The 26095-nt window shown below is 37.2% G+C and carries 20 protein-coding genes, 1 other RNA gene and 1 pseudogene; 8 read left to right on the top strand and 14 right to left on the bottom strand.

What is annotated here, in order from left to right:
- Positions 1 to 116 precede the first annotated feature (116 nt).
- The 5 genes and pseudogenes from FNZ60_RS04670 to FNZ60_RS04645 all read right to left on the bottom strand — a co-directional run bounded on the left by FNZ60_RS04670 (position 117) and on the right by FNZ60_RS04645 (position 5550).
- Positions 117 to 743 carry a hypothetical protein gene (locus FNZ60_RS04670; protein WP_246054713.1) on the bottom strand — a complete coding sequence of 209 codons (627 nt, stop codon included), beginning with the start codon at positions 741 to 743 and terminating at the stop codon, positions 117 to 119.
- A gap of 792 nt (positions 744 to 1535) precedes the next feature.
- Positions 1536 to 1928: pseudogene (locus tag FNZ60_RS10110) on the bottom strand (integrase); the annotation flags it as partial.
- A gap of 300 nt (positions 1929 to 2228) precedes the next feature.
- Positions 2229 to 4055 carry an aminopeptidase P family protein gene (locus tag FNZ60_RS04655; protein ID WP_142416516.1) on the bottom strand — a complete coding sequence of 609 codons (1827 nt, stop codon included), beginning with the start codon at positions 4053 to 4055 and terminating at the stop codon, positions 2229 to 2231.
- Positions 4056 to 4072: 17 nt separating this feature from the next.
- Positions 4073 to 4942 carry a 50S ribosomal protein L11 methyltransferase gene (locus FNZ60_RS04650; protein ID WP_142416515.1) on the bottom strand — a complete coding sequence of 290 codons (870 nt, stop codon included), beginning with the start codon at positions 4940 to 4942 and terminating at the stop codon, positions 4073 to 4075.
- 26 nt (positions 4943 to 4968) lie between these two features.
- The gene (locus tag FNZ60_RS04645) at positions 4969 to 5550 is read right to left on the bottom strand and encodes an SCO family protein (RefSeq protein ID WP_142416514.1); all 582 of its coding nucleotides are present in this window, start codon (positions 5548 to 5550) and stop codon (positions 4969 to 4971) included.
- Positions 5551 to 5689: 139 nt separating this feature from the next.
- Here FNZ60_RS04645 and FNZ60_RS04640 point away from each other — a divergent pair, with 139 nt between their 5' ends.
- Positions 5690 to 6319, top strand: a complete 630-nt coding sequence (locus FNZ60_RS04640; protein WP_142416513.1) for a DapH/DapD/GlmU-related protein — start codon at positions 5690 to 5692, stop codon at positions 6317 to 6319.
- Between the two features lie 56 nt (positions 6320 to 6375).
- On the opposite strand, the gene FNZ60_RS04635 is transcribed toward FNZ60_RS04640, so the two are convergent.
- From FNZ60_RS04635 to ssrA, 5 genes are all read right to left on the bottom strand, one after another.
- The gene (locus FNZ60_RS04635; RefSeq protein ID WP_142416512.1) at positions 6376 to 8712 is read right to left on the bottom strand and encodes an ATP-dependent helicase; all 2337 of its coding nucleotides are present in this window, start codon (positions 8710 to 8712) and stop codon (positions 6376 to 6378) included.
- 110 nt (positions 8713 to 8822) lie between these two features.
- On the bottom strand, positions 8823 to 9074 hold the full coding sequence (locus FNZ60_RS04630) for a ribbon-helix-helix domain-containing protein (protein ID WP_142416511.1): 252 nt from the start codon (positions 9072 to 9074) through the stop codon (positions 8823 to 8825).
- A complete protein-coding gene (locus FNZ60_RS04625) occupies positions 9067 to 9267 on the bottom strand; it encodes a DUF4169 family protein (protein WP_142416510.1) in 201 nt (66 codons plus the stop codon). Before FNZ60_RS04625 ends, FNZ60_RS04630 begins: the two co-directional genes overlap by 8 nt.
- Before the next feature lie 8 nt (positions 9268 to 9275).
- On the bottom strand, positions 9276 to 9821 hold the full coding sequence (locus FNZ60_RS04620; RefSeq protein WP_142416509.1) for an SspB family protein: 546 nt from the start codon (positions 9819 to 9821) through the stop codon (positions 9276 to 9278).
- A gap of 171 nt (positions 9822 to 9992) precedes the next feature.
- Positions 9993 to 10349: a transfer-messenger RNA gene (gene ssrA, locus FNZ60_RS04615) on the bottom strand.
- A 96-nt stretch (positions 10350 to 10445) separates the two neighbouring features.
- On the opposite strand from ssrA, the gene FNZ60_RS04610 reads away from it, so the two are divergent.
- The gene (locus FNZ60_RS04610) at positions 10446 to 10751 is read left to right on the top strand and encodes a DUF2853 family protein (protein ID WP_142416508.1); all 306 of its coding nucleotides are present in this window, start codon (positions 10446 to 10448) and stop codon (positions 10749 to 10751) included.
- A 68-nt stretch (positions 10752 to 10819) separates the two neighbouring features.
- Here the strand turns inward: FNZ60_RS04610 and FNZ60_RS04605 are convergent, their stop codons facing one another.
- From FNZ60_RS04605 to FNZ60_RS04590, 4 genes are all read right to left on the bottom strand, one after another.
- A complete protein-coding gene (locus FNZ60_RS04605; protein WP_142416507.1) occupies positions 10820 to 12127 on the bottom strand; it encodes an MFS transporter in 1308 nt (435 codons plus the stop codon).
- 622 nt (positions 12128 to 12749) lie between these two features.
- Positions 12750 to 14054, bottom strand: coding sequence for an MFS family transporter (locus tag FNZ60_RS04600; RefSeq protein ID WP_142416506.1), 1305 nt, complete (start codon positions 14052 to 14054; stop codon positions 12750 to 12752).
- A gap of 684 nt (positions 14055 to 14738) precedes the next feature.
- Complete coding sequence (locus FNZ60_RS04595; RefSeq protein WP_142416505.1) at positions 14739 to 16046, bottom strand: MFS family transporter; 1308 nt, start codon at positions 16044 to 16046, stop codon at positions 14739 to 14741.
- A 1436-nt stretch (positions 16047 to 17482) separates the two neighbouring features.
- Positions 17483 to 18790: an MFS family transporter gene (locus FNZ60_RS04590; RefSeq protein WP_142416504.1), complete on the bottom strand. Its 1308-nt coding sequence runs from the start codon at positions 18788 to 18790 to the stop codon at positions 17483 to 17485.
- Positions 18791 to 19013: 223 nt separating this feature from the next.
- Here FNZ60_RS04590 and FNZ60_RS04585 point away from each other — a divergent pair, with 223 nt between their 5' ends.
- From FNZ60_RS04585 to miaA, 6 genes are all read left to right on the top strand, one after another.
- Positions 19014 to 19808, top strand: coding sequence for a thymidylate synthase (locus FNZ60_RS04585; protein WP_142416503.1), 795 nt, complete (start codon positions 19014 to 19016; stop codon positions 19806 to 19808).
- Positions 19805 to 20314, top strand: a complete 510-nt coding sequence (locus FNZ60_RS04580; RefSeq protein ID WP_142416502.1) for a dihydrofolate reductase — start codon at positions 19805 to 19807, stop codon at positions 20312 to 20314. The genes FNZ60_RS04585 and FNZ60_RS04580 overlap by 4 nt, the downstream gene beginning before the upstream one ends.
- A 122-nt stretch (positions 20315 to 20436) precedes the next feature.
- The gene (hflK, locus tag FNZ60_RS04575) at positions 20437 to 21582 is read left to right on the top strand and encodes an FtsH protease activity modulator HflK (protein WP_142416501.1); all 1146 of its coding nucleotides are present in this window, start codon (positions 20437 to 20439) and stop codon (positions 21580 to 21582) included.
- 2 nt (positions 21583 to 21584) lie between these two features.
- Positions 21585 to 22529, top strand: coding sequence for a protease modulator HflC (gene hflC / locus FNZ60_RS04570; RefSeq protein WP_142416500.1), 945 nt, complete (start codon positions 21585 to 21587; stop codon positions 22527 to 22529).
- A 147-nt stretch (positions 22530 to 22676) separates the two neighbouring features.
- The gene (locus FNZ60_RS04565) at positions 22677 to 24203 is read left to right on the top strand and encodes a Do family serine endopeptidase (protein ID WP_142416499.1); all 1527 of its coding nucleotides are present in this window, start codon (positions 22677 to 22679) and stop codon (positions 24201 to 24203) included.
- Positions 24204 to 25214: 1011 nt separating this feature from the next.
- Complete coding sequence (gene miaA / locus FNZ60_RS04560; RefSeq protein ID WP_142416498.1) at positions 25215 to 26087, top strand: tRNA (adenosine(37)-N6)-dimethylallyltransferase MiaA; 873 nt, start codon at positions 25215 to 25217, stop codon at positions 26085 to 26087.
- Positions 26088 to 26095: the final 8 nt, after the last annotated feature.

Genomic DNA, 26095 nt, shown 5'->3' with positions numbered 1-26095 from the left:
CACAATAAGAGATGTAACCGACTGATTGTTTACTCTTTGCATGACCAACTAATAAAAAATGACTGGATAATTATATATAATAAATAACAGTAGCATTTTATTATGTAGCGTGATTTTCATCTATACTTATCAGGCATCATTATATGATATACTTGTCCAATTTCATTACAAAATTTTGGATATTCTATAATGCGTCTAGCACCATAATTTTTTTCCTGGCCTCGCTTATCTCTTTCAAATTTCTCGGCATTTGAGATCTCGTTTATGAGAGCAAGTACAGTGTATGAGAATATTTCAGAATCAAATACCATTTGTGCATATTTAAACATTGGATCTGTAGAATTCATGACTAAATTTTTTGCCCAAATAAAATCACTTTCTTTCCAATTATATTGAGAACGTAACTTCTGTATGTACGTGGGCAGAGATAGCGCTGGAAGCTTTTCATTATAAACACCTTTCAATAAGTCTACAAGGCATGCACACCAAACAACTTTTGCATGAATATATTTCACGTTTTCTGGGACAAGCACTATCATATCATGATTTAAAACATGATATACACCATAACTTTTAGCATCTAGATATAGTTTTGCTCGTTTTAGGTATTCGTCATATACACCATAGTGATATTGTTCATTGACATATTTTTCGTAAAGTTGGTTGTATTCATTTTCAGTAATAACTCGACTTTTAGAAAATGCAGCAATAGGAACTCGTCTAAATTTATTAATTTCCGTCAATATAGAAGGTCCAATATAGTATCCCAATAATAATATTACGGAAAAAAATAAAATTATACGCATTAGGATAATCACTTTAATGGTAAATAAGGATATAGCTTATTAAGATCTATCTTTAGAGTTTTTTATCATGGTAAGTCATAAAATCTATGCTTTATTCTATCTCTTTCAAAGTATTTGTAGTTTTTTGTAAAGAGCTCTAAAGATTTTTCACTTCTATAGCTATTCTTGTGTTGTGCAGTTTTTGAGAGCTTCTCTATAAAATAACATGATGTCTGACTGTTTCTAATAAAGAAAATTCTTTAAAAGGTAATGTTATAATTATTCTACTTCCTTTAAATTCTAACGACTTAACTTTTCTCTCATAGCAGATTCTGTTTATTTGTATCAATATGTATTATAATGATTCACGACTATCGAACATTATTCAAGAATTGAAAAAATGATACATTATTGACTCATAAGGTAAACCGAAAAGGTGAAAATTATAAATCAATATGCATAAATTTTGAATCCGAACGCTGTAATAAGCTGATTATAATTGATATGAGAAAAATGATGTCGAGGATTACAAAATATAATGAAATTTTCCATATTAAGAACAATAAGACTAGTAACTTGTATAAAGAGGCTGGAGGGTGTTCGGTAAGTGTTATCCTTTACAAAGAGCAGCCCATTCTATTTCAAATTTGGGAAGAGCGTTTGTTGTATCAGAAAAACTTCAAGCATCTTATAAAAATCTTTTTTGATGATGAAGACACACCTTTTAAAAAAAGAGCGGATGTGGTGTTTTTTGTAATGCCAAATGGGGGCAAGGGTATTGCGTATCTTTAGTTTGTATAATCTCTGAAACGGGTAGACAGCCTAATTTGGGGAGAATATGAAGTTTTAAAGGTGAAAACCAGTTTCCATCTTTAGCATTTCCTTTTAATTCGGCTTTACGGCTTTCAAAAGCGTCTAAAGCAATGTCTTTTAAATAATAGAGATTGCGCATTGCTTCACGCTTTTGTTTGTTGTGTAATAATGGGGGTACGCCTCTCATGTAGAATTGAAACGCTCTCCAGTTGCCGATTCACGTGCTTTTTTTAAAAGAGACGTTTCTCAACGCTTCTCATTTCGTTTTACGACGGCGCCCGTGAATAGTATAACGATAAATCCATTGTGCCCCCCATCTTTACGCTTATGAGAAGCAAAAACACCATCACACTATTTTCCAGCCCTAGAATGTTACGGACCAACTCTTGGCACGTAAGACGATTCATAAAAAGCTATTTTTACTCCTTATTTTTAGCAATTTTTTCCCACACACCAGCCCCGCTTTTGACGTGTAAGAAGGTGATATTAATTGATTCAATCTGAGAGGGTTTGTGATGAGAAAAATTTACTATATTCGGAGTTAGAATCAAGTTTAAAAATGATTATTTATCATTATAAATCAATATGTTATATTTAAAAAAACACGAGAAGATATTAGTACTGCTTCATTTAAAGGGGCATTGTTGCCTCTTTTATCCACTTTTTATCTTCTTCATTAAGGTAAGGGGCATTCATTTGATAAACACGCGCATGGTAATCATTGAGCCATTGCCGTTCTTCTTGTGTCAAAAGCTCTGGGAGAATGAGTCTCCTATCAATGGGGCAATGGGTGAGCGTTTCAAACGAAAGCATTTCTATGTCTCCACCAGCAATTTTTTGTACTGGTTTTACGATTATCAAATTTTCAAGTCGAATACCAAAAGCGCCTTCGCGATAATATCCAGGCTCATTGGAAACAATCATTCCAGGAATCAGTTCTTGGCACCCTCTGCGTGAAATATTTTGTGGTCCTTCATGAACAGAAAGATAAGAACCAACGCCATGACCTGTACCATGAGCGTAATCAAAACCAGCTTTCCATAAGGAGATACGTGCGAGAGCATCAATGTCTTGTCCACGCGTGCCTTTTGGAAAGCGTGCGGTTGAAAGAGCAATCATGCCTTTGAGGACAAGCGTAAAACAGCATTTTTCTTCTTCTCCAATATTTCCAATTGCTACTGTGCGTGTGACATCTGTCGTGCCATCACGATATTGTCCACCTGAGTCCACAAGATAAAGTTCTCCAGCTTTGAGTTGTTTATTTGTTTGCGTTGTTACACGATAATGAACAATGGCACCATTTGCTCCCGCTGCTGAGATTGTATCAAAAGAAAGATCTTCAAGTTTTTCCCCCATTTCTTTTGCTGTGTGTATGCGAAATTCTTCTAATTTTTGAGCGGCAGAAATCTCACTTATTGTATCTGGTGTTTGTTTATCTAACCAAGAAAAAAAACGGGTAAGAGCAACACCATCACGCAGATGTGCTCTCCGTGCCCCTTCTAATTCTGTGGTATTCTTAATGGCACGCGGTAGAGCAGCAGGGTCGGTCAGTGTAATGAAAGAGCTCTTTTCTTCTTCAATGACAATCCGTAATTTTTCGCATGTTAGCTGTGGATCTAAGGCAAAAACTGTTCCTTTTTGCACATATTCTTTGACTTTTGAAAGAAGTTGTTCTGGTTCATATAATTTTGCATAACGTTCTAGATATTGTTTTTGTTCTTCACCAAGTTTTTGGTTGTCAATGAATAAGGTTGGCGTTTCGTTGAGCGGGATAAGAGCAAAGCACAGAGAAAAAGGCGTATTGGAAATATCATTGCCTCGTATATTGAATATCCATGCAATAGAGGAGGGGTCTGTGAAAATAAAAGCATTTGCACGGGTTTGTTGTATGCCTTTGCGAATCAAAGCGCGTTTTTCATCCGTGTCGCATCCAGCATATTTGAGTGGATGAATGGATAGGGCAGATTGTGGTGGTTGTGGTTGATCATGCCAAAGTAGATCAATGGGGTTATGTTGAACTGCTACAAGTTTTCCGCCTGCTTTTATCTCTAAAGATTTCCTTAAGGTTGCTGTAGCGGCGATTGTGTGGAGCCATGGGTCAAAACCAATAGAAAGTTTTTGTCCATTTTTTTCAAGCCATTGTGAGGGGGGGCAGGTTACGAGATCTTCATAAGTAAAGATATGAGGATCAGTTTGTTGGCGAACTTGAAGTTTATAGCGTCCATCTGTGAATATAAGGGCTTTATTTTTTAAAATAAGTGCGATTCCTGCTGATCCAGTAAAGCCTGTAAGCCAGCTAAGGCGTTGCGCATGAGGGGGAACATATTCCCCTTGATGTTCATCGTTGCGTGGAACAAGAAAACCGTCGAGCCCAAGGCGATCGAGCTCTTTACGAAGAGAGGAAATACGCTCGAGAGCGTGTGCGGGATTTGTTGTTGCTTCAAAAGATTGATACATAGCAACGTCCTTTTCTTTTATTTCAGATGTATCGTAACCCAGCCGTGTCGGTGGTATGTTTCAATATGTTTGAGTCCCTGTTTTATATAAGCTTCCAATACAAGATCATGCTGTTCTTCAAGAATTCCAGAAAGGATAAGTGATCCCCCTCTTTGAAGGACCTGAACCATTTCTGGTGCAAGTTCGATAAGCGGATTGGCAAGAATATTGGCAACAATGAGATCAAAAGGAGCCCGTTTTGTAATTTGATCATGGGTAAAACCTGTTGCTGTAGCAGCTGTAATATATTCTTTTACGCCATTAAGCGCGATATTATGTTGTGCCACTTTAATAGCAACAGGATCAATATCGGATGCCAGAATAGGAATGGGCTTGAGCTTGGCCATGCCAATAGCTAAAATGCCACTGCCCGTTCCAAGATCAAGGGCATTTTGTGGATTTTCGTGTTTCATGATTTTGGCAATCATTTCCAAACACCCCGCTGTTGTTCCATGATGTCCAGTGCCAAAAGCTTGATTTGCATCAATTTCAATGGGGAGAACATTTGCTGGAATGGCGTTTCGGTTATGACTTCCATGAAGGAAAAAAGGACCCGCATGTATTGGCTTTAGTCCTTCCAGGCTTTTTTGTACCCAATCAATATTGGGTAAAACTTCTCTATTAATTTTATCAGAATCGATAGAAAGAATGTTTGCAAACCGCCTTAATGCATTCTCTTGATTATCTTGATCGACATATAGAGACAGCTCATAGAGAGCATTTTTTTCGTCTATCTCTGTAAGAGCCAGAGGATAGCCTTCTTCCTCAAAAGCTGTTTCTATAAGGGGATAAAACTTTTCTATTTTACTTTTTAAAGCAGTATAATAGAGGCGAATTTGCTGCGACATTCTATTCTTTCTTTTGATCGGCTTTTTTAGTTTGAGATGAGTTTTTTTAGCCGTTCAATGGCGATTTCATCTTTTAATTCACTATCGCTTTCTTTTGTATCATAACGAATAACACCTGCTAACTTTCCGCCTTTTTTGAGTAAAAAAATCGCTGCTGTATGGTCATAAGTATAGTTGCCATCTGTTCCAGGTACTTTTTCAGCAATGATATTGAAAGAATTGACCATTTCATGAACTTTTTCAGGATCTCCGCTAATGCCAACAATCTTATTAGAAAAATTACTGAGATATTCATGAAGCACTTCTGGGGTATCGCGTTCAGGATCAACAGTCACAAACCATTTTCCTAATTTATCACTCTCAGGTCCAATAGCTGTAAGCCATCGATCAAGATTCATTAATGTCGTAGGACAGATTTCAGGGCACATTGTAAAACCGAAGAAAATAATTGAAGGTTTACTGCGAACATCAGCTTGCGTAACAGTTTGTCCATTTGAATCGGTGAGCGTGAAGTCATCACCTAAAGGTTTGTTTATTAACGTATCATAAATAAAAATTCCCGCAAGAAATATAACTGTTAGTCCTAAGATGCGGATTACATTTTTCATAGCTTATCTCTCTTAAAGGTATCAAAAAATTCTAGCATTGGCAGGTTTGTATTGCAATGTTTGTTTCATGGTTGATTTTATGGGTTTGGTTGGTATGTCTTTGTGATATCTCTTGATGAAACAGTTGGTGGAAGACGATATGAATATGGAGAATGATCTTCGATTCCATGAAAGTAAACCGCGTATTCATACGACGGCGCGATTGCATGGTTGTAAATTGGGGCGCTATGTGGAAATTAATGAACGGGTGATTTTACGGGATGTAATCGTTGGGGATTTTTCTTATTTAGAACGTAACAGTGAGGCTATTTATAGCGATATTGGTCGTTTTTGTTCTATCGCATCTCATGTACGGATGAATGCGTTGGAGCATCCCATGGAGCGCGTTTCAACACATAAAATAACCTATCGTCCAAATGAATATTTTCGTTATAGCGCCCTCGATCGTTCTTTTCGTGAAAGGCGTTGTGCAAAACGTGTGATTATTGGGCATGATGTATGGATTGGGCATGGAGCGGTTATTATGCCTGGGGTAACAGTTGGTCATGGAGCCATTATTGGAGCCAATGCTGTTATAACGAAAGATGTTATGCCTTATACGATTGTTGTTGGGGTTCCCGCTCAGAAATTGCGGATGCGTTTTTCCGATTATGTGATAGAAGATCTTTTAAATATGGCTTGGTGGGATTGGCCGCTTGATAAAATTTACATTGCATTGCCTGATATGCAAAATTTATCCATTGAAGCTTTTGTTCGAAAATGGAAGTGAGTCTCAGAATAAAATAAAGTGGTCTTTTAAAAAAAACTGATTGTCGTTTGTTTTTGTTAAGCTTTGTCGACAAAATTATCCAATACACGTTTTTCTCCCGCTTTTTCAAACATTATTGTCAATTTATGATCATCTATTGCGGTAATGTAACCATAACCAAATTTTATGTGAAAAATTCGATCGTTGACAGAAAAATCTGATGGAGCATGAGAGATTGATTGAGCGATAACTTTCCCTTCTATATTCTTGTTTTTTTGTGCACGCTTTTGTCTTGGTGCTGCGTAGTCATTATAAAAGAAATCATGATGTTGAAAGGAGGATTGTCCATAACCACCATAAGATGTTTCCATAGCTATGGCTTCTACATGTTCTGCTGGTAATTCATCGAGAAAACGGGAGGGAAGAGCAGATTGCCAAAGTCCGTGAACTCTGCGGTTGGATACAAACCATATATGTAGATATTTTTTTGCTCTTGTAAGTCCTACATAAGCAAGGCGCCGTTCTTCTTCTAAGCCTGAACGTCCCCCTTCATCTAATGAGCGCTGATGGGGAAAGAGTCCTTCTTCCCAACCTGGAAGAAAAACCGTTTCAAATTCAAGCCCCTTAGCAGAATGAAGTGTCATGATGTTGACGGCATCCATGCTTTCATTATTTTCCGTTTCCATAACCAGTGAAACATGTTCTAAAAAGTTTTGAAGATTTTCAAATTGTTCTATGGAACGGATCATTTCTTTAAGGTTTTCTAATCGTGTAGGAGCCTCTGGTGAGCGATCTTCTAACCACATGGTTGTGTAACCGGAATCATCAAGGATGATCTCGGCAAGCTCTCTGTGGGGGGTGTCTTGCAACATATTTTGCCAGCGACGGAAGTTTTCAATAAGGCTTCGTAAGGCACTGCGTGCCTTAGGCTTTAGTTCGTCTGTTTCAATGATGTCAGCGGCCGCGGAAAAGAGAGATACAGCACGTGCTCGTGCACTCTCATAAAGAATGCGTAAGCTTGCATCTCCTATGCTGCGTTTAGGTGTATTGATAATACGCTCAAAAGCTAAATCATCAGAAGGTTGGACAACAACGCGCAAATAAGCCATGGCATCCCGTATTTCCATTCGCTCATAAAAACGAGGACCACCAATGACGCGGTAGTTAAGGCCAAGTGTTACAAAGCGATCTTCAAATTCACGCATTTGAAATGATGCACGTACCAAGATAGCCATATTATTTAAGGCATGACCGGTTTGTTGAGCGCGTTCGATTTCTTCTCCGATTGCTCGCGCTTCTTCTGTTGAATCCCATGCTGAGTGAATTTTTACTTTTTCTTCTTCACTCTTTATTTGAGCGGAAAAAAGGACTTTTCCTAGCCGTTCTTCATTATGAGCAATCAGATGCGAGGCGGCTTTTAGAATATGGGATGTTGAGCGATAATTGCGCTCTAAGCGAATAATTTTGGCAGAAGGAAAATCTTTTTCAAACCGTAGTATGTTTTCAACTTTTGCACCACGCCATCCATAAATGGATTGATCATCATCGCCAACACAACAAAGATTAACATTTTGACCTTGAGGATGTTGTGCTAAAAGGCGAAGCCAAAGATATTGTGCTGTATTCGTATCTTGGTATTCATCGACAAGAATATAGCGAAATTGAGAATGATATTCACGAAGAATATCTGGATTGTGTTGGAAGATAGAGATAGAATGAAGGAGAAGATCACCAAAATCACAAGCATTCAGATCTTTTAATCGATTTTGATAGCTATGATAAAGTTCACGTCCCATACCGTTGCCAAAGGAATGCGCTTCACTTTTTGAGATATGTTCTGGTGAAAGTCCTTGATTTTTCCAAGAATCAATCATCATGGCAAAATTTCGTGCCGGCCAACGCTTATCGTCTAAGCCTTCAGCTTGAATAAGCTGTTTTAAAAGCCGAAGAACATCATCGCTATCGAGAATTGTAAAGTTTCTTTTTAAATCAACGAGCTCTGCGTGGCGGCGTAAAATTTTGGCACCAGTGGAATGAAAAGTTCCAAGCCAAGGCATGCCTTCAACAACTTCACCAATAAGTTCACCAATACGTGTTTTCATTTCACGGGCCGCTTTGTTGGTGAAAGTGACAGCAAGTATTTGTTGAGGAGAGGCAAGTCCAGAGCGCAGAATGTGAGAAATACGGGTTGTTAAAACGCGTGTTTTTCCAGTACCAGCACCTGCAAGAACTAGAAGAGGCCCCTCAGTATTCATAACAGCTTGTTGTTGTTCTGGATTGAGCTGTGCTAAATAGTCTGTGTTATATGATTTTTTTTCTTTTAGAACATGAGAAAAAATCCCAGAGTTTTTTTCATCATGGGATGGGAGAGTATCTTCTTCAAAGAAAGGTATGTGATCAGAAAAATTATTCATTATACCTTTTTTTTAATCTTTTTTTCATAAAAGTGCTAGATTTAAAAAACTTTTCTTTTACAAACCGCAACAGTCTTTATTGGACCAGAGATGTTAAAACAAAAAAAGGACTAAAGACGTTGAGCGAGAATGCTTTGAAGAGCATAAACGCGCAATGAGGCTGAAAGATTAACTTGTTGCGGTCTTTTACTATCAATATCGGTGATAATAAAGGCTAAAGATTGTCCTTTTTTGCGGGCTATATCTTTTAAAATATCTAAAAATGGTGGCTCTAAAGAAACGCTTGTTGCGTGTCCATCAACGCGAACTGATATCTTTTTTGGAATAACTTTTGACCAATCGATTGAATTATTTTCATGCATCTTTCCCCCTTTCTTTGTCGTTTTGTAAACGATTTTGATCAAGAAACTTTTGCGTTTTTAAAGATTTTTTTTGCTCAAAAAGTTTTTCAGTTTTTGTTCGTCCAAAACGATAACGGTTTTCTTCAGCTTGAAGAGCTTTTTCTGCACGCTTTTTTTGTTTTTGAAATTGACGAAGGTTAATCGGTTCGGTCATGAGAAAATTTACTTTTTCCGAAAGGAATCTAAAGAGACAACATCAGCGCTCTGTTTTGCATCGTTATTTGAAGGTTCTTTATTGATACTGAGATTTTGTTCTTTTGTGAGTGTATTTTCTTTTTTTTGTTTGTCTGATAGAGCAATGGGGGTAGATGGGATATTTTCTGCATTTTCACTTTCTGCGGAGGGAAGTTTTGAGGGCAGATCAAATGCAGCTTCAAATGCTGCTACAGGATCGTAAAAGACTTGAATAGCAGTAAAAGGAATAACGAGTTTTTCGGTGATTTCTCTGAAAGAGAGGGCCACTTCGAAGGCTGTTTCTGAAACGCTGAGATCTCTAAACTGATGTTGTAAGACGATTGTCATTTGTTCAGGATAGCGACTTTTTAACCGAGAAGAAATTTTAACGCCTGCGGCATTTGTAAAAAAAGTTATAAAAAAGTGATGATTTCCCGGAAGACCTGCTTTAGCAACTTCCGATAAAACTTTACGGATAACTCCACGAAGCGCATCCTGAACGAGAATATCGTAACGGATTTGATCTTTAACCATCGAAGCTTATTCCTTTTATTTCACGTAGCAGAATGGGTCGTATTGATCTTGTATAAGAGAATATATTTAAAATTAGCAGCATTTTGTCTACGAGGCACTTCATTTGAATCGAAAAAACACAAAAAATAATGTTTGATAATGTCTGAAAGATCACTCAATAACATTTTAAACAGTGAAGGCTTCTGTTGCCAGGTGCCTTCGAACCCCGCTTAAACCTGCGACGGTTTAAGAGTCAATTTGAAACATTCACACCACCTTAAGCGGCGAGACGTGCTTCCGCATAGTTGTCATTTGCAACTACTCATTTAGCCCGATAACGGTGGTACAATGCCGAGTAAAAGAGCGATCTTTACACCCTTGTCGATCCTATTTCGCCCCCACCAAAATATAATTTTGTTTTTTTATATTTTGGTGGAGGCGCCGGGTACCGCCCCCGGGTCCAATAGGTTTATTTCACCGTCCATTTATTACTATAGCTGAAAAGTCAGCTCTCTAAGTATAGATGAAGAACAGTCTTAGGAAAAGGGGGGGTTGTTAATATTTTTAATCCTCTAATTATTTATGGAGCTATATGATGCGGCGGTGAAGTATAACCGCTCGTTTTTGGAGAGGATATGATGCAAAATGAAAAATAATCTAGCAGATATTAAAATATATGATTCAAACCCTGATGAAGCAGCAGTTGAGCGACTTAACCATCGTTTAGCTTTGGTGATGCAAAAGCAAGATGCAGCGCTTGTTGCAACATCGGATCCAAAAGAGTTAGAACGTGTTGAAAAATGGGTTAAAGATGTTTTAGAAGTTGATGAGCAGAGTGCTAAAATGGCTGTTGCAAAAGTTGCTCAGATGATGACTGGGGAACGTAGAAAAAGTCGTATGACTTTTTATTACTTAGTTGCAAAGCAACTCGATGCACTTCATAAAATTTAAACGATATTAAATTTGTGATCATGATAAAAAAAGCCCAATTTTTTGGGCTTTTTTGTTTATAGAAGGCATTAATCTTTTTCATTGTCTTGGAGATATCCTCCTTTACGCATACTCGGAACAAAGAGAAGCGCAATAAATGCCATGATCATTACGGCGGTTACGTAAAAATAAAAGAGTGATTCATGACCGTACTTTTTTAATCCAAGCGCGACGTATTCAGCAGAACCACCAAATAAGGCATTGCCAATAGCGTGAGAGATGTTAACGCCTAATGCACGTACGGAAGAGGGAAACATGGCTGACTTTACAACACCAGAGATGGATGTATACATGCCCATAATAAAGAGCAAGCCAATAATGACGGAGAAGGCAACCCATACGCTATGGGTGTTACCAATTATCCAGAGTCCAGGAAATGTAAAAATGGTAGAGAGTATACTCCAAATGATGAGTAAAGTTTTTGTTCCAATTTTATCGGCAATGATGCCTGCTATGGGCTGGAAAAGGATGAAAATAAACAGTACAGCTGTCATAATCGTTGTTGTGGTATGTTTATCAAAGCCAGTGGTTGTGATCAGATATTTTTGCATATAAGTCGTAAAGGTATAAAATGTGAGTGATCCGCCTGAGGCAAAACAGGCAATCACGACGACGGCTTTTGTGTGTTTGGTAAGAAGTTCCTTAAGACTACCAGAGTGTTTTTGGGAGCGGCTTTCTTTTGTGGTCGTTTCGTGGAGCGAACGACGTAAGTAAATCGCAACGAGTGCTCCACATCCACCAATGACAAAAGGGATACGCCATCCCCATGCTTTTAACTGATCTTCAGTAAGGTAAATGGCTAAAATAAATATAATGAAACTGGCAAGAAGCTGACCTGTAATAAGGGTGGCTGATTGGAAAGAAGCAAACAGCCCACGATGCTTTTTGAGAGCAACTTCGCTTATATAAGTGGCTGCTGTACCATATTCACCCCCCGCTGAAAGTCCTTGTACCATTCGCGCTAACAGTAAAAGGATTGCTGATGTTATTCCCAAGGTTTCATAGGTGGGAAGTATGGCGATGAAAAAAGAGCCTCCACACATCATGAAAATGGATACAAGCATTGAGCGTTTACGTCCGTAACGATCGGCAACGAATCCTAAAAGCCAAGCTCCAATAGGGCGCATAAGAAAGCCAATAAAAAAGACACCTGCAGTTTTTAACAGCGGTGTAATTGCATCACCATCTGAAGGAAAAAATTGTGATGCAAAATAAATCGATGCAAATGCGTAAACGTAAAAATCATACCATTCTACGAGATTTCCAGATGCGCTTGCTATAATAGCAAAAGTACGCTTTCTTGCATCATGCGATGCTGAATTTGTTTCACTTTTCATGAAGTGTTCCCCTTTTAAATTTATAGTTTATATTTTTAAAACTTAATTTTTTATAATTTCCAGAAAAATTCATTTGTATAATGATTATTTTTATAAATAACTATTTTTAATAACGTATTCTGCTCAATTTTTGCTCTTTATTATATCGTATAAAAAGTAATTTTCTTATTTTAAATAATTAAACATATTAATATAATACTATTTTTATAAAATAGTATTATATTAATAATCTAATAATATTGTTTTACTTTTTTATTATTAATATAACAGTATATAATTTCTTTACTTTATCTGTTTCATAACATCCGTTTTTATTTTTTCTTACGTGAATTTTATTCATAGAAAAAAATATTCATAAGTTTCAAGAAAGCATCGCGAGGGAGCTTTATATAATGAAGATTAGCTTACAGTATTTGGGTTTTCCATGTGATATACAAGAGAATAAATAACCATTATAAATCAATATTTATGGAAGCGACATGTCAAAGTTATAGAAACTGTCCGATGACTTTTCATTATTGAGAGTAAGCTAATGAAATGGATGTCATGATATAAAAATGAGACTTGTATGTACTAATTATAAAAAAGCCCAATTTATTTGGGCTTTACATTTTATGGAATATTAATGGGTCTCATCTTGAAGATATCCTCCTTTGTTTATATCCGGCATTAGAAGAATCGCGATAAGCGCAATGACCATCATGCCGATTATGTAGAAAGGAAATACAGATTCATGACCGATTTTTTTTAATCCAAATGCAACGTATTCAGCAGAACCACCAAATAGAGCATTGGAAATCGCATAGGACAACCCAACGCCCATTGCACGGATTGAGGCTGGAAATACACCTGCTTTTATGATCCCTGCGATGGATGTGTAAAAACTCATGATACAAAGCATTCCAACAATAATGAAAAATGCAACCCATACACTATCTGTGTTCCCAATAGCTGTTAATACAGGAACTGTACAGATGATGGATAAGATTCCCCAAAGAACAAGTGAAGTTTTTGTGCCAATTTTATCCGCTAGAAAACCAAATAGAGGTTGGAGCAATATGAAGATAAAGAGCGCAGCTGTCATGATTGTTGTTGCAGTTTGCTTATCAAAACCAGTTGTTGTGATCAGATATTTCTGCATATAAGTGGTATAAGTATAAAATGAGAGAGAACCTCCCGCTGTAAAGCCCATAACCAAAAACAAAGCTTTTTTGTGATTGCGAAAAAGTTCTTTAAGGCTACCAGCTTGTTTTTGAGAGCGGCTTTCTTTTGTGGTTGTTTCATGAAGCGAACGACGCAGATAAAGTGCAATGATTGCTCCTACGCCACCAATGACAAAAGGAATACGCCATCCCCATGCTTTTAATTGATCTTCTGTCAGATAAAGTGCCAAAATAAATATAACAAAACTGGCAAGAAGTTGACCGGTGATAAGTGTTGCATATTGGAAAGAAGCGAAGAATCCACGGTGATTTTTTAGAGCAACTTCGCTCATATAAGTTGCAACCGTTCCATATTCACCCCCCGCTGAAAGCCCTTGTAACATTCGAACTAAAAGCAGAAGAACGGCTGCTGTTGTTCCAATCATTTCATAGGTGGGGAGGAGGGCGATGAGAAAAGAACCACCACACATCATAAAAATAGAAATGAGCATCGATCGTTTACGTCCATAGCGATCTGCGATGAAGCCAAAGAGCAAACTTCCAATAGGGCGCATAAGAAAGCCCATAAAAAAGACTCCTGCAGTCTTTAACAGTTGCGTAACAATATCATGATCTGAAGGAAAAAATTGTGATGCGAAATAAATAGATGTAAATGAGTAAACATAAAAATCATACCATTCTACGAGATTTCCTGATGCACTAGAGATAATCGAAAAAACACGTTTCCTTGTATCATGTGGTGCTAAAGTTGTTTGGTTTTCCATTAAAGTCTCCCCTGTTACATCGATCAGTTTTTCTCTTTAAAGTTGTTTACGATGTATATCATCAAAATACAATTGTATCATGATAATTTTTTAGGAGAATGCTTTAAGATGATTTATTGGCGTTATTTGTAATTATATTATCACTCGTTTTCGTATTTTTATTTTCTCGTAAAATAAAAGTTATGCCATTACCTCTAAAGGGGAGAGAACCTTGAAAAGCCGATCAAGATATATTTAATCTTGGTGAGAAAAATGCCAAAATAATTACTTCGATGGTTATAGGCTTAATGCTGGAAGATCATAGAAGAGATGATTTTTATGCGTAGCAACCCAAAAATAAAGATATTTCATAAAGCTTAAGCGACATAAAAAAGATTTTTATGTCCTTACTCATTATTGTCATGTCATAAAATAGATCTTTTAAATGGCCATGTAAGATTTTACGTATGCGGTATTTTTGTTAGATATCGTGATAAATATTGAGGATAGAGCTGGCCCATAGAACCTTATGAAGTAAACTGCATAAAGAGATTAATAGAGATAGACAGTTTAGGGAGAGATAAGCTGTTTACAAGACCAACGCGGGGGCAGGCCCTTCATTAATATTAAGATGTGCTTATGAAGCTGCGGAGAGGAGATTGAAAAAAGCCCAATTTTTTGGGCTTTTTTATTTAGCAAATCACTTTAATGAAGTTCATCTTTATCGAGATATCCTCCTTTATCGATATCGGGCATAAGGAGAATAGAGATGAGGGCAATGATCATCATCCCAACGATGTAAAAAAAGAAAACGGATTCGTATCCCATGTTTTTTAGTCCAAGCGCTACATATTCAGCAGAACCACCAAAGAGTGCATTACCAATGGCAAAAGCAAATCCAACACCGATTGCTCGGATTGAAGCAGGGAACAATTCTGCTTTTATGATCCCCGCAATGGAGGTATAAAAACTCATAATACAGAGCATTCCAATAATGATTAAGAGTGCACTCCATGGATTATGGGCATTTCCAATCATTTTAAGAACGGGAATAGTGCAGATAATGGATAAAATCCCCCAACTGATGAGTGAAAATCGTGCGCCAATTTTGTCGGCGAAGGCACCTAAAAGAGGTTGGAATAATACAAAAACAAAGAGGGCGGCAGTCATGATTGTTGTTGCGGTTTGTTTATCAAAGCCCGTGGTTGTGATCAGGTATTTTTGCATATAAGTGGTGTATGTATAAAATGTAAGAGAGCCACCAGCTGTAAAGCCAACAACCAAAAAGAAAGCTTTTTTATGATTGCGAAAAAGCTCTTTAAGACTACCAGCGTGTTGTTCAGAGCGGCTTTTGTGGGTTGTTGTTTCATGAAGCAAGCTTCGCAGATAAAGTGCAACGATTGCTCCCAAGCCACCAATGACAAAAGGAATACGCCATCCCCATGCTTTTAATTGATCTTCAGTAAAGTAAATGGCTAAAATAAATATAATAAAACTCGCAAGAAGTTGACCAGAGATCGTTGTCGCATATTGAAAAGAAGCAAAAAGCCCACGACGATTTTTAGGTGCAACTTCACTCATATAAGTTGCGGCTGTACCATATTCACCACCAACGGAAAGTCCTTGAAACATACGGACTAAAAGGAGAAGAAATGCTGCTGTTATACCTAAGGTTTTGTAAGTGGGAAGTATGGCAATGAGAAAAGAGCCAAAACACATCATAAAAACAGAAATAAGCATTGAGCGTTTACGTCCATAGCGGTCAGCGATGAATCCAAAGAGCCATGCTCCAATTGGACGCATAAGAAAACCAATAAAAAAGATTCCTGCAGTTTTTAACAGTTGTATAACGATATCTTCATCTTCAGGAAAAAATTGTGATGCAAAATAAACCGATGCAAAGGAGTAAGCGTAAAAGTCATACCATTCTACCAGATTTCCTGATGCACTAGATATGATAGCAAAAATACGTTTCCTTGTATCATGGAGTTCTAAAGTTGTTTGGTTATTCATGAAGCACTCCCCTTTTAAATGAATAAATTTTTTCTTAAACGCTATTTTACGATGTGTATTACAAAAACGCGATTATATCATGATAATTTTTTAAGAAAATACTTTAAGATAATTTATAGTATTTATAGTTTTTTCAAGTTTTTTATTGGGGAGTTAAAAAGAATAAATAATATTTATTATATGTTGTATTTATAGTATCATTATATAAAGCAAGTAAACTTGAATCGAACTGTGGTAAGAGGTATGAATTAATTTCTACAGTTGGTCATTCGTCAATGGAATTTTATTTCATGATTATATCCTTAGTTCAGAGGTTAAAAACTTAAGATGGAAAAAGGGTGAGCTTTTGTACTTAAAGTTCAGGGGGTGCTGTTAAGACTTTTCTAGAAAGATTAATGTTTTTGGGCATATGCTATATTGCGTAAATCGTGCGTTTTTGGCAATCTTTTAAGGAAATATTATTTTTGTTTCATTGTGAATTATGTGCATATGAGCATGTTTATGAAGATAGAATGCTCTTTAGTTTATAGGCTTGATATTGTTTCGTAAAATAGCATTAGTGGCTATTTATATATTATATATTACATGTGAGGTTGGTATGTGCGTAAAAATACTTTTTATGAACTTTCTTAAGTGGCAAAGGGGGAGGGCGACATTAAGGTTTAGAAAATAATATCATGATAGCCGCTGGCATTTTGATTAAGCGTAAAGATGTTGGTAAACAATGTTACGACGGCCTTTGAGCTATTAAGACGGTTCAGAAGAGACATTTTTAGCTCTTTTTTCTATAGTTTTTATCTATATGGTTTTGTCTCCTTGTAACGTGCAAGCGAATGATTTTGATATGATTCAATATAACAAGTTTGAAAATTAAGAGAAGCCTGCGCTATTTGAAACTTTCATTCAAGTTTAATAATGACAAGTTATTATTATAAATCAATCTATTGATTAATATTTATACTTTATGGCATTTTTATTTATGTCATTCATGAGCGCCATCGTGAAATGGTGGGGGTGAGAAATATTTCTTAAAAAAGTGCAGAAATTCATCATATAATGGGATTTTCTATTTTTCATGGGGCTTTTATTTTGCATGGGAAGCCCATTAAAGAATGTATTAAACAAAAGCATGAGACAATGTGTAATTTACTCTTGATAAAATTTCTTGAAAGATTATCGTTTTTCTTCGATTTTGATTGGAAATGAGAATATTAAAATAAATAAAAAGTTTTTTATTTTTAGCGAACGAAATTCAGCAAAAGAAGTATTTATTATATAATAATGTGAAGCTGTTTATTTTTGTAAGCGGTTTATGTAGGAGAAAAATTTCTTCTTTGGAGTGTTTGGCAGGGATAAAAAGTTTTGAGCTTTAAACTTCTAGAGGACAGATATAAAAAAAGCCCAATATTCTGGGCTTTTTTTATTAATATCAAAAATTAATGAATATCATCGTTTTGTAGATACCCCTTTTTACGCGCATCGGGCATAAGGAGAATAGAGATAAGGGCAATGATCATCATGCCGACTATGTAAAAATGAAATATAGATTCATGACCATGTTTTTTAAATTCGAGTGCGACAGTTTCAGCAGAGCCACCAAAGATTGCATTGGCAGTAGCATAAGAAAGCCCAACTCCCATGGCGCGTACTGATGCAGGAAACATTTCTGCTTTTACAATACCAGAGATGGATGTATAAAAACTCAAAATACACAGCATTCCAATAACGATTAAGAGCGCAATCCAAGTATCATTGGTGCTACCAATTATTCTAAGCCCTGGCACGATAAAGATGATGGAGAGGCTGCTCCAAATAAGCAGTGAAGTTCTAGTGCCAATTTTATCCGCTAGAGAACCAAAGAGAGGTTGGAGTAACATGAAAACAAAGAGTGCAGCTGTCATTATTGTATTTGCAGTGGGTTTATCAAATCCGGTTGTTGTGATCAGATATTTTTGCATATAAGTTGTGCTGGTATAAAATATAAGTGATCCTCCAGCTGTAAAACCGACCACCAAAAAGAACGCTTTTGCATGATTGCGTAGAAGTTCTTTAAGACTACCAGAGTGTTTTTGAGAGCGGCTTTCTTTTGTGGTTGTTTCATGAAGAGAACGACGCAGATAAATTGCAACAATGGCGCCACATCCACCAATCACAAAAGGAATACGCCATCCCCATGCTTTTAACTGATCTTCTGTGAGATAGAAGGCGAGAACAAACATAACCAGACTTGCAAGAAGCTGACCGCCAATAAGCGTTGCATATTGAAAAGAGCTAAAGAAGCCACGGCGTTTTTTAAGAGCAATTTCACTCATATAAGTTGCTGTTGTACCATATTCACCGCCAACGGAAAGTCCTTGGATCATACGAAGCAAAATGAGTAAAACGGCTGCTGTTGCTCCAATTGTTTCATAGGTAGGAAGGAGGGCAATAAGGAAAGAGCCTCCACACATCATGAAAACAGAAATAAGTAAAGAGCGTTTACGTCCATAACGATCGGCAATATAACCAAAGAGCCAACCACCAATTGGACGCATAAGAAAGCCAATAAAAAAGACAATGGAAGATTTTAAAAGTTCGGTAACAACATCTCCATCAGAAGGAAAAAACTGTGAGGCAAAGTAAATAGATGTAAAAGAATAAACATAAAAATCATACCATTCTACCAGATTACCGGATGCACTCGATATGATAGAAAGAACACGTTTTCTTGTATCATGTGGTGCTAAAGATTCTTGTTTTTCCATAGTTAATCCCTTCTATTTCACGTTCATCTATCTTTGTTCATTATCTCTCTATGTTATTTTATTAAGAATCTGTCTATAGTATTTTATCTTTTGCATCAAAAATTTAGTCAGATCACGATAATTTCTTGTGTAAGATGTTTTCGAAAAAAAAATTTGAATTCTGTTTGTAGGGATTTTACAGTTTTTATTTTCTATAATGAAAAGAATCGGACATAATAGCTTTATGAAATTATATCTGGCTCTTTTATCCCACGTTTTAAATTATGGTACTGATCGTAAAGATCGAACAGGCGTTGGAACGCGGTCTATTTTTGGATATCAGATGCGCTTTGATTTACAAGCGGGATTTCCGTTGTTGACAACAAAAAAACTGCATTTACGTTCAATTATTTATGAGCTTTTGTGGTTTCTTAAAGGCGATACAAATATTGCATGGTTGAAAGAACATGGTGTATCGATTTGGGATGAATGGGCTGATAAACAAGGAAATCTTGGTCCTGTTTATGGTTATCAATGGCGTTCTTGGCCTGCTCCTGATGGACGCCATATTGATCAAATGAGCAATCTTTTAACGATGATTAAGGAAACGCCAGATTCTCGTCGCTTGATTGTCTCAGCTTGGAACCCTGCATTAATAGAGGAAATGGCTTTGCCTCCGTGCCATTGTCTTTTTCAATTTTATATCGCTGAGGGGAAATTATCCTGTCAGCTTTATCAGCGTTCAGCGGATATTTTCTTAGGGGTTCCATTTAATATTGCGTCCTACGCATTGTTAACGATGATGATTGCGCAAGTTAGTGGCCTTAAAGTTGGTGATTTTGTTCATACTTTAGGGGATGCTCATCTTTATTCTAATCATTTTGAACAGGCAAAACATCAATTGTCTCGTATCCCCAATGCTTTGCCATGTATGCGCATCAATCCAGCCGTAACAGATCTTTTTTCTTTTCAATTTGAGGACTTTGAATTGCTTAATTATGAAGCACATCCCCATATTAAAGCGCCGGTAGCCATATGACGATTTCTATTTGTTTAATTGCTGCTGTTGCAGAAAATGGTGTTATTGGTCATGAAGGTACAATGCCTTGGCATTTATCAACGGATTTGCAACGCTTTAAAGCGTTGACGTTGGGTAAGCCCATTATTATGGGGCGAAAAACTTGGGATTCTATCGGAAGACCTTTACTAGGGCGTACAAATATCGTCATTACACGTGATCGTACTTTCAGCGCTGAAGGGGCGGTTGTTGTTCATTCTTTATCGCAGGCTTGTTCTCTTGCAAAAAGTGTTGCGGCTCAAAATGATGTAGAGGAAATTTTTATTATTGGTGGGGGTGAAATTTTTCAACAAGGGTTCAGTTTGGCTGATAAAATATTCCTTACAAAAGTTTTAGCTTCTATAGAAGGTGATAGTTTTTTTCCTGTTTTTGACAAAGAAAAGTGGACTATTGTGCAAACACAAGATATTCCCAAAGGAGATAAAGATAGTCATCCGACACATTTTGTTGTTTATGAGCGGAAATAATGTTTTATAATGTGAAGTGAAAAGGGTTTATCGGTTGCATAATATAAGAGAAGAAGGATCTTATAAAGCCTAAGTCTAAGGCTTGGTATTTTAATGAATGGTAGTCAGTTAAAGAGGTGGTAATGCCCTGGACAAATCAAAATGGTGGTGGCCCGTGGAGTGGCGATAAAAACAAGAACAGTGGTGACAAAAAAACATCGTCTAAGAATCTTTTTGGTTCTGGTGGCTATAATGGTGGCGAAAATGGTCCCAACTTTGATGATATTTTGCGTAAAGGACAGGATCAGTTTAAACAATTTAGTCGAGGGGGCTTTTTTGTTTTGTTTCTTCTACTTGCTGTGTGTTTTTTTCTCTATCAGTCACTTTATATTGTCCAACAAAATGAGCAAGCAGTAGAATTGCGTTTCGGTGTGCCTAAGGAAGGCGTTGTCGGTGATGGATTGCATTTTCACTTTTGGCCAATTGAGACCTATATGAAAGTGCCTTTAACGGAAAAAACAATTGCAATTGGTGGGCATCCTGGACAGAGACAACAAAGTGAAGGTTTGATGCTGTCGAGTGATCAAAATATTGTGAATGTCAATTTTTCTGTTTACTATCGCATTTCCAATCCAGGACAATTTTTATTCAATGTGAATGATCAAGAAGGAACTGTTCGTCAGGTTGCCGAAAGTGCAATGCGAGAGGTTATTGGTTCAAGACCTGTTGATGATGTTTTACGCGATAAAAAAGAAGAAGTTGCTAACGATGTGAGAAAGATTACCCAATTGACTGTCGATAAATATCAACTTGGTGTCGAAATAAGTCGTGTATCGATCAGTGAAGCAGCTCCTCCTACTAAAGTTGCTGCGGCGTTTAATTCTGTTCAGCAAGCAGAGCAGGAACGTGGACGGATGATTGAAGAAGGAAATCGTGTGCGTTTTACGAAGATTGGTTTAGCCAATGGTGAAGCTTCGCGGACACGGGAAATCGCGAAAGGTGAAAAAGCACAAATGGTTGAAGAGGCAACAGGACGTGCTGAACGTTTTCAGGCCATAGCGCGTGAGGCTGCCATTTCACCAGAGGCTGCACGTTATCGTCTTTATATGGAGACGATGGGGCGTGTTTTTTCTTCACCAAATAAATTGATTCTCGATCAAATTAATTCTCCTGCGGTGCCTTATCTTCCTTTGAACGAATTGCTGCGTAATAATTTATCAGAAAAAGCAAAAATAAAATCAGCACGTTCTATATCGCTCTTGGATTCTCAGATTTCTGGAGGACGTTAATCATGCAGCAGTCCCGTTTTTTATTTGTTTTTAGTACCATAATAGTTCTGTTACTCATTTTGTGGATGTCACTTTTTATTGTCTATCCTCGTCAACAAGTGGCTATTAAGCGTTTTGGACAAATTGTTAAGGTCGAGTCTAATCCTGGAATTTATTTTAAAATGCCTTTTGTCGATAAGATGATTGTGGTGGATAATCGGCTGTTGCGTTACAATGTTCCTACGCAATCTGTGCAGGTTCGTGGGGGGGCTTATTATGAAGTGGATGCGTTCTTTATTTATCGTATTACGGATCCTAAATTGTTCTTACAGCGTATTGCTTCAGGGCGTCCACAAATTGCAGCACGTGAAAATCTTGCTCCACGCTTTATTGATGCTTTGCGGGCTGTCTATGGTAAACGAGAATTCAAAGCAGCTTTATCAGATGAACGAGGCGCGATGATGGCTGAGGTTCAACGGCAATTTTCTATCGATGCAGGCTCGCTGGGTATTAAGATTGTTGATGTGCGTATTCGAAAAACCGATTTAACTGATGCTGTTTCAGAAGATGTTTATCGGCAAATGGCTGCTGAACGGGAAGCGGTGGCGGAAAATATTCGGGCTCGTGGTCAACAAGAGCGGGATCGTATTGTGGCGGAGGCAAATCGTGAATATGAAGAAATTGTGGCGGCCGCAAAGCGTGATGCTGAAATTACGCGCGGTGAAGGACAGGCTGAAAGTATTCGCATTTTATTAAAGGCTCGGGAAGTTAATCCATCTTTTTACGATTTTTGGTTAGCGATGGAACAGTATAAAAATTTAGAGAGAATACCGATGGTTATCTCACCAAATGAGGATTTCTTTTTTTATTTTCGCAACCCTCTGCAAGCAAAGAAAAAAGCTTCATTTCCTTCATCAACAGTAAGTTCTAGTTTGAGTAAAGCTGATTCAAAGGCTGGTGGAGAATAGGTGGAATAGTGTATGGGGGATACTCGTATGAGGAGTATGCCCTATCGTTGCTTGTTTTATGATGAATGTAAGCGAATGCGATGCCATACTGATTTTTATATAATAAATTGAGTAAGGCTTTTTGCAGCTTTGGTTTAAAGGCATGTCATGGGTAGAAGTGTTGTGAGTAGAAATACGTTTTTAAAGTCTTTTATCACAAGAGTTGTTTTTTGTGTTATTTTGTTTTTATCTGGATCCGTGCGTTTGTCGTGGGGTGAAGAGATAAACAAGACATTGCTTTCTGTTCCTGATCTCGCTTCTGAGCTTTTGGAGACGGTTGTGAATATTTCTACGGCACAGACTGTTGAAGGAACAGAACAAGATGAAAATACTTCGGTACCCGTTATTCCCAAAGATTCATTGCTGGGGGAATATTTTAATGATTTTTTTACACCCAAAGATGGTCAAAAAAATAGTCAATTTCAAAAGGTACGCTCTCTGGGGTCTGGTTTTGTAATTGATGCCCAAAAAGGAATTATTGTTACAAATTATCATGTGATTGTTGATGCTGATGATATTGAAGTTAACTTTACCGATGGTACAAAACTCAAGGCAAAGCTCCTTGGCAAAGATAGTAAAACGGATTTAGCGTTGCTTCAAGTGGATGCGGGGATTAAAAAATTAAAAGCTGTGCGTTTTGGTGATTCAGAAAAAGCGCGTATTGGTGATTGGGTTATGGCTATTGGTAACCCTTATGGGTTTGGTGGGAGTGTGACGGTTGGTATTATTTCTGCCCGTAACCGTGACCTTAATGCTGGTCCCTATGATAATTTTATTCAAACCGATGCAGCGATTAATCGAGGCAATTCTGGTGGTCCATTATTTGATAGGAATGGTGAAGTCATTGGCGTTAATACAGCAATTGTTTCACCTTCTGGAGGATCTATCGGTATTGGATTTGCTATTCCATCGGATATGGCCCTTTCTGTTATTAATCAATTGCGTGATTTTGGCGAAATAAGGCGTGGTTGGTTGGCTATTCGTATTCAGCCGGTGACAGAGGATATTGCAAAGAGTTTAAAACTAGACAATGCTGTAGGAGCGTTGGTGGCTGGTAAAATAGAACAGACGGAAGAAAATAATGTCGATAATAGCCAGTTACAAACTGGAGATGTCATTCTTTCTTTTGGGAATTCTAAGATTAAGCATGCGCGTGATTTGCCCCGTTTAGTTGCAGAGAGTGTGGAAGGAAAAGTGGTTGATGTTACTGTTTTACGCAATGGGCAAGAAAAAACAGTAAAAGTTAAGCTTGGACGTTTGATTGAGACCGATGCCAGTGAAGATACAGAAGAAGAAGTTGATGATCAAAAAAATGATGATCCGTCGAAAAGCGTGACGATGCAATTGATGGGAATGACGTTATCAGAACTGACAGAGGATTTGCGTCATTGTTATTCAATTTCAGATAAACTTCAAGGATTGGTGGTGACATCTGTTGCAGAAAATAGTGCTGCGGATAAAAAGCGTATTCGCGTTGGTGAAGTGATTGTTGATATCAATCAGAGTGCTATTACAACAATTGATGGGGCTAAAAAACGTTTTCATAAATTACGTGAAGCTGGACGCAAAAATGCTCTCTTTATTGTAGCACGCCCAGATGGAGAGTTAAGGTTCGTAACGATCCCGATGGATTGAAGCCTTATGGATTGATAATTGGAAGAATTCGTTTTTTATCAGCCTTCATATATGGGTATTTAGGCGTTTAACCATGTAACATCTTGTACTTTTTATTCCATTTTACGATGGAGCGTATGGATTATAGAACAAAAATCCATTGGACGATTCCATTTTTGCGCTGAATAAAAGTACAAGCCGACAATGATATTTGTTGGGATATTTGCTGGTTTTCAATATTGTAACAGCCTTTGCTTTGAAATGTTATAGGAGAGATATTTGTCGTCTTTTGTCAGGTAATTTTTATCCCTACTTGTGATGCACGTGAGTGGCATTGATAGTGATGCTTTATGAGAGGGAAAAATAAGGTAATCTTGTGATATTGGGGGTTCGCATTCAAATTGCAAAACACCCAACGATGATAAATAAAACGCTCAATTATTATACATAATGTTTTATCCAGTAAGACGTTCAGCGCTTTGTGATTATACTTTGTGTGCTGTCGAAGACGCTTTTTTACTTCAGTCTGAAAAAGAATTTTATAGAAAAATATCATTGTAATCAATAATTTATCTATATATTTATATCTTTTTTATGGATTAAAAATAGTGATAAAAAAGAAAGTGTAAGCAAGAAAGGTTCTGAGGCTCTTAATTAATAAGCTAAGAGCAGTATGCTATTTTTATAGGAAAAATCTAAAGTTGTTTGATTGTATAGGTTAAGCTCAATATTATTATTCATAAATGATCATTCCCAATCTATGTTAAATGGCATAATGGACAGAATATTTATGGCTATGGTTTGTTATTGAAGTATGATAGCAAAATTTTTTGGAAAATTGCTTTGATGTTGTTACTAAATCCGTTTTTTCTTTTTTATAATTTTCATAAAGATTTTTTTATCTTGAAGGAGCAGCCTTGTTCGTGTTTTTGTTTAAAGTTTTTACTTTATGATAATAAAGAGAAAATACAGGGGCTTTGGGGGCAGTCATAGATGTTGCAATGAGTTGCTGATCAGGAGAGATTAATCTTCATGGTACAGAGAACAATTACATTAATAGCGGGGCCAACGGCAAGTGGAAAATCAGCGCTTGCATTGCAAATGGCTCAAGAAAAAAATGCTCTCATTATTAATACCGATTCAATGCAGGTGTATGATGTTTTAAATATTTTAACGGCACGGCCGAGAGAGGCTGATACCGCGATTGTTCCCCATTATCTTTATGGTCATGTGAGTCCTACGGTGAATTATTCAGTCGGGCAATGGTTGTGTGATGTTGAAAAGCTGTTGGCTATTTTTACGTCGAGATCTGTTATTTTTGTTGGTGGAACAGGACTTTATTTTCGTGCTCTTTTAGAAGGGATTTCGCAAATCCCTCATGTTCCAGATGCTGTGCGACAAAAATGGCGTTTATTGCTTGATAAAGAGGGTGTTGCAAGTCTTTATCGCCAGTTGTTACAGATTGATGCTGTTGTTGCTGAAAAAATTTCGTCGCAAGATGGACAGCGTATTGTGCGTGCTTTGGAGGTTTATGATGCAACCGGTGCGAGGCTCAGTTGGTGGCAGAAACAAAAAACAACGCCTCTTATTGCATCAAATTGTGCCAAAAAAATTCTACTCATGCCCCCCCGCCCACAGCTTTATGAACGTATTCATAAACGTTTGGACACGATGATTGAAAGAGGTGCTTTAGAAGAGGTGGTAGCCATGAAGAAACTTATGCTTTCTCCTTCCTTACCAGCGATGAAAGCGATTGGTATACCTGAATTTATGGCTTATTTGGATGGACATAGAAGCTTTGAGAATGCTCTGGAAGCTGTAAAAACACAAACGAGAAGATATGCAAAAAGACAAATAACATGGTTTCGTCATCAATTTGATGAAGAATGGAGACTTACTTCTTGATAAAAAGC

Source organism: Bartonella massiliensis, from assembly GCF_902150025.1.
Taxonomy (GTDB): Bacteria; Pseudomonadota; Alphaproteobacteria; order Rhizobiales; family Rhizobiaceae; genus Bartonella; species Bartonella massiliensis.
The sequence above is the reverse complement of the archived record's forward strand: the minus strand, read 5'-3'. Positions and strand labels throughout refer to the sequence as shown.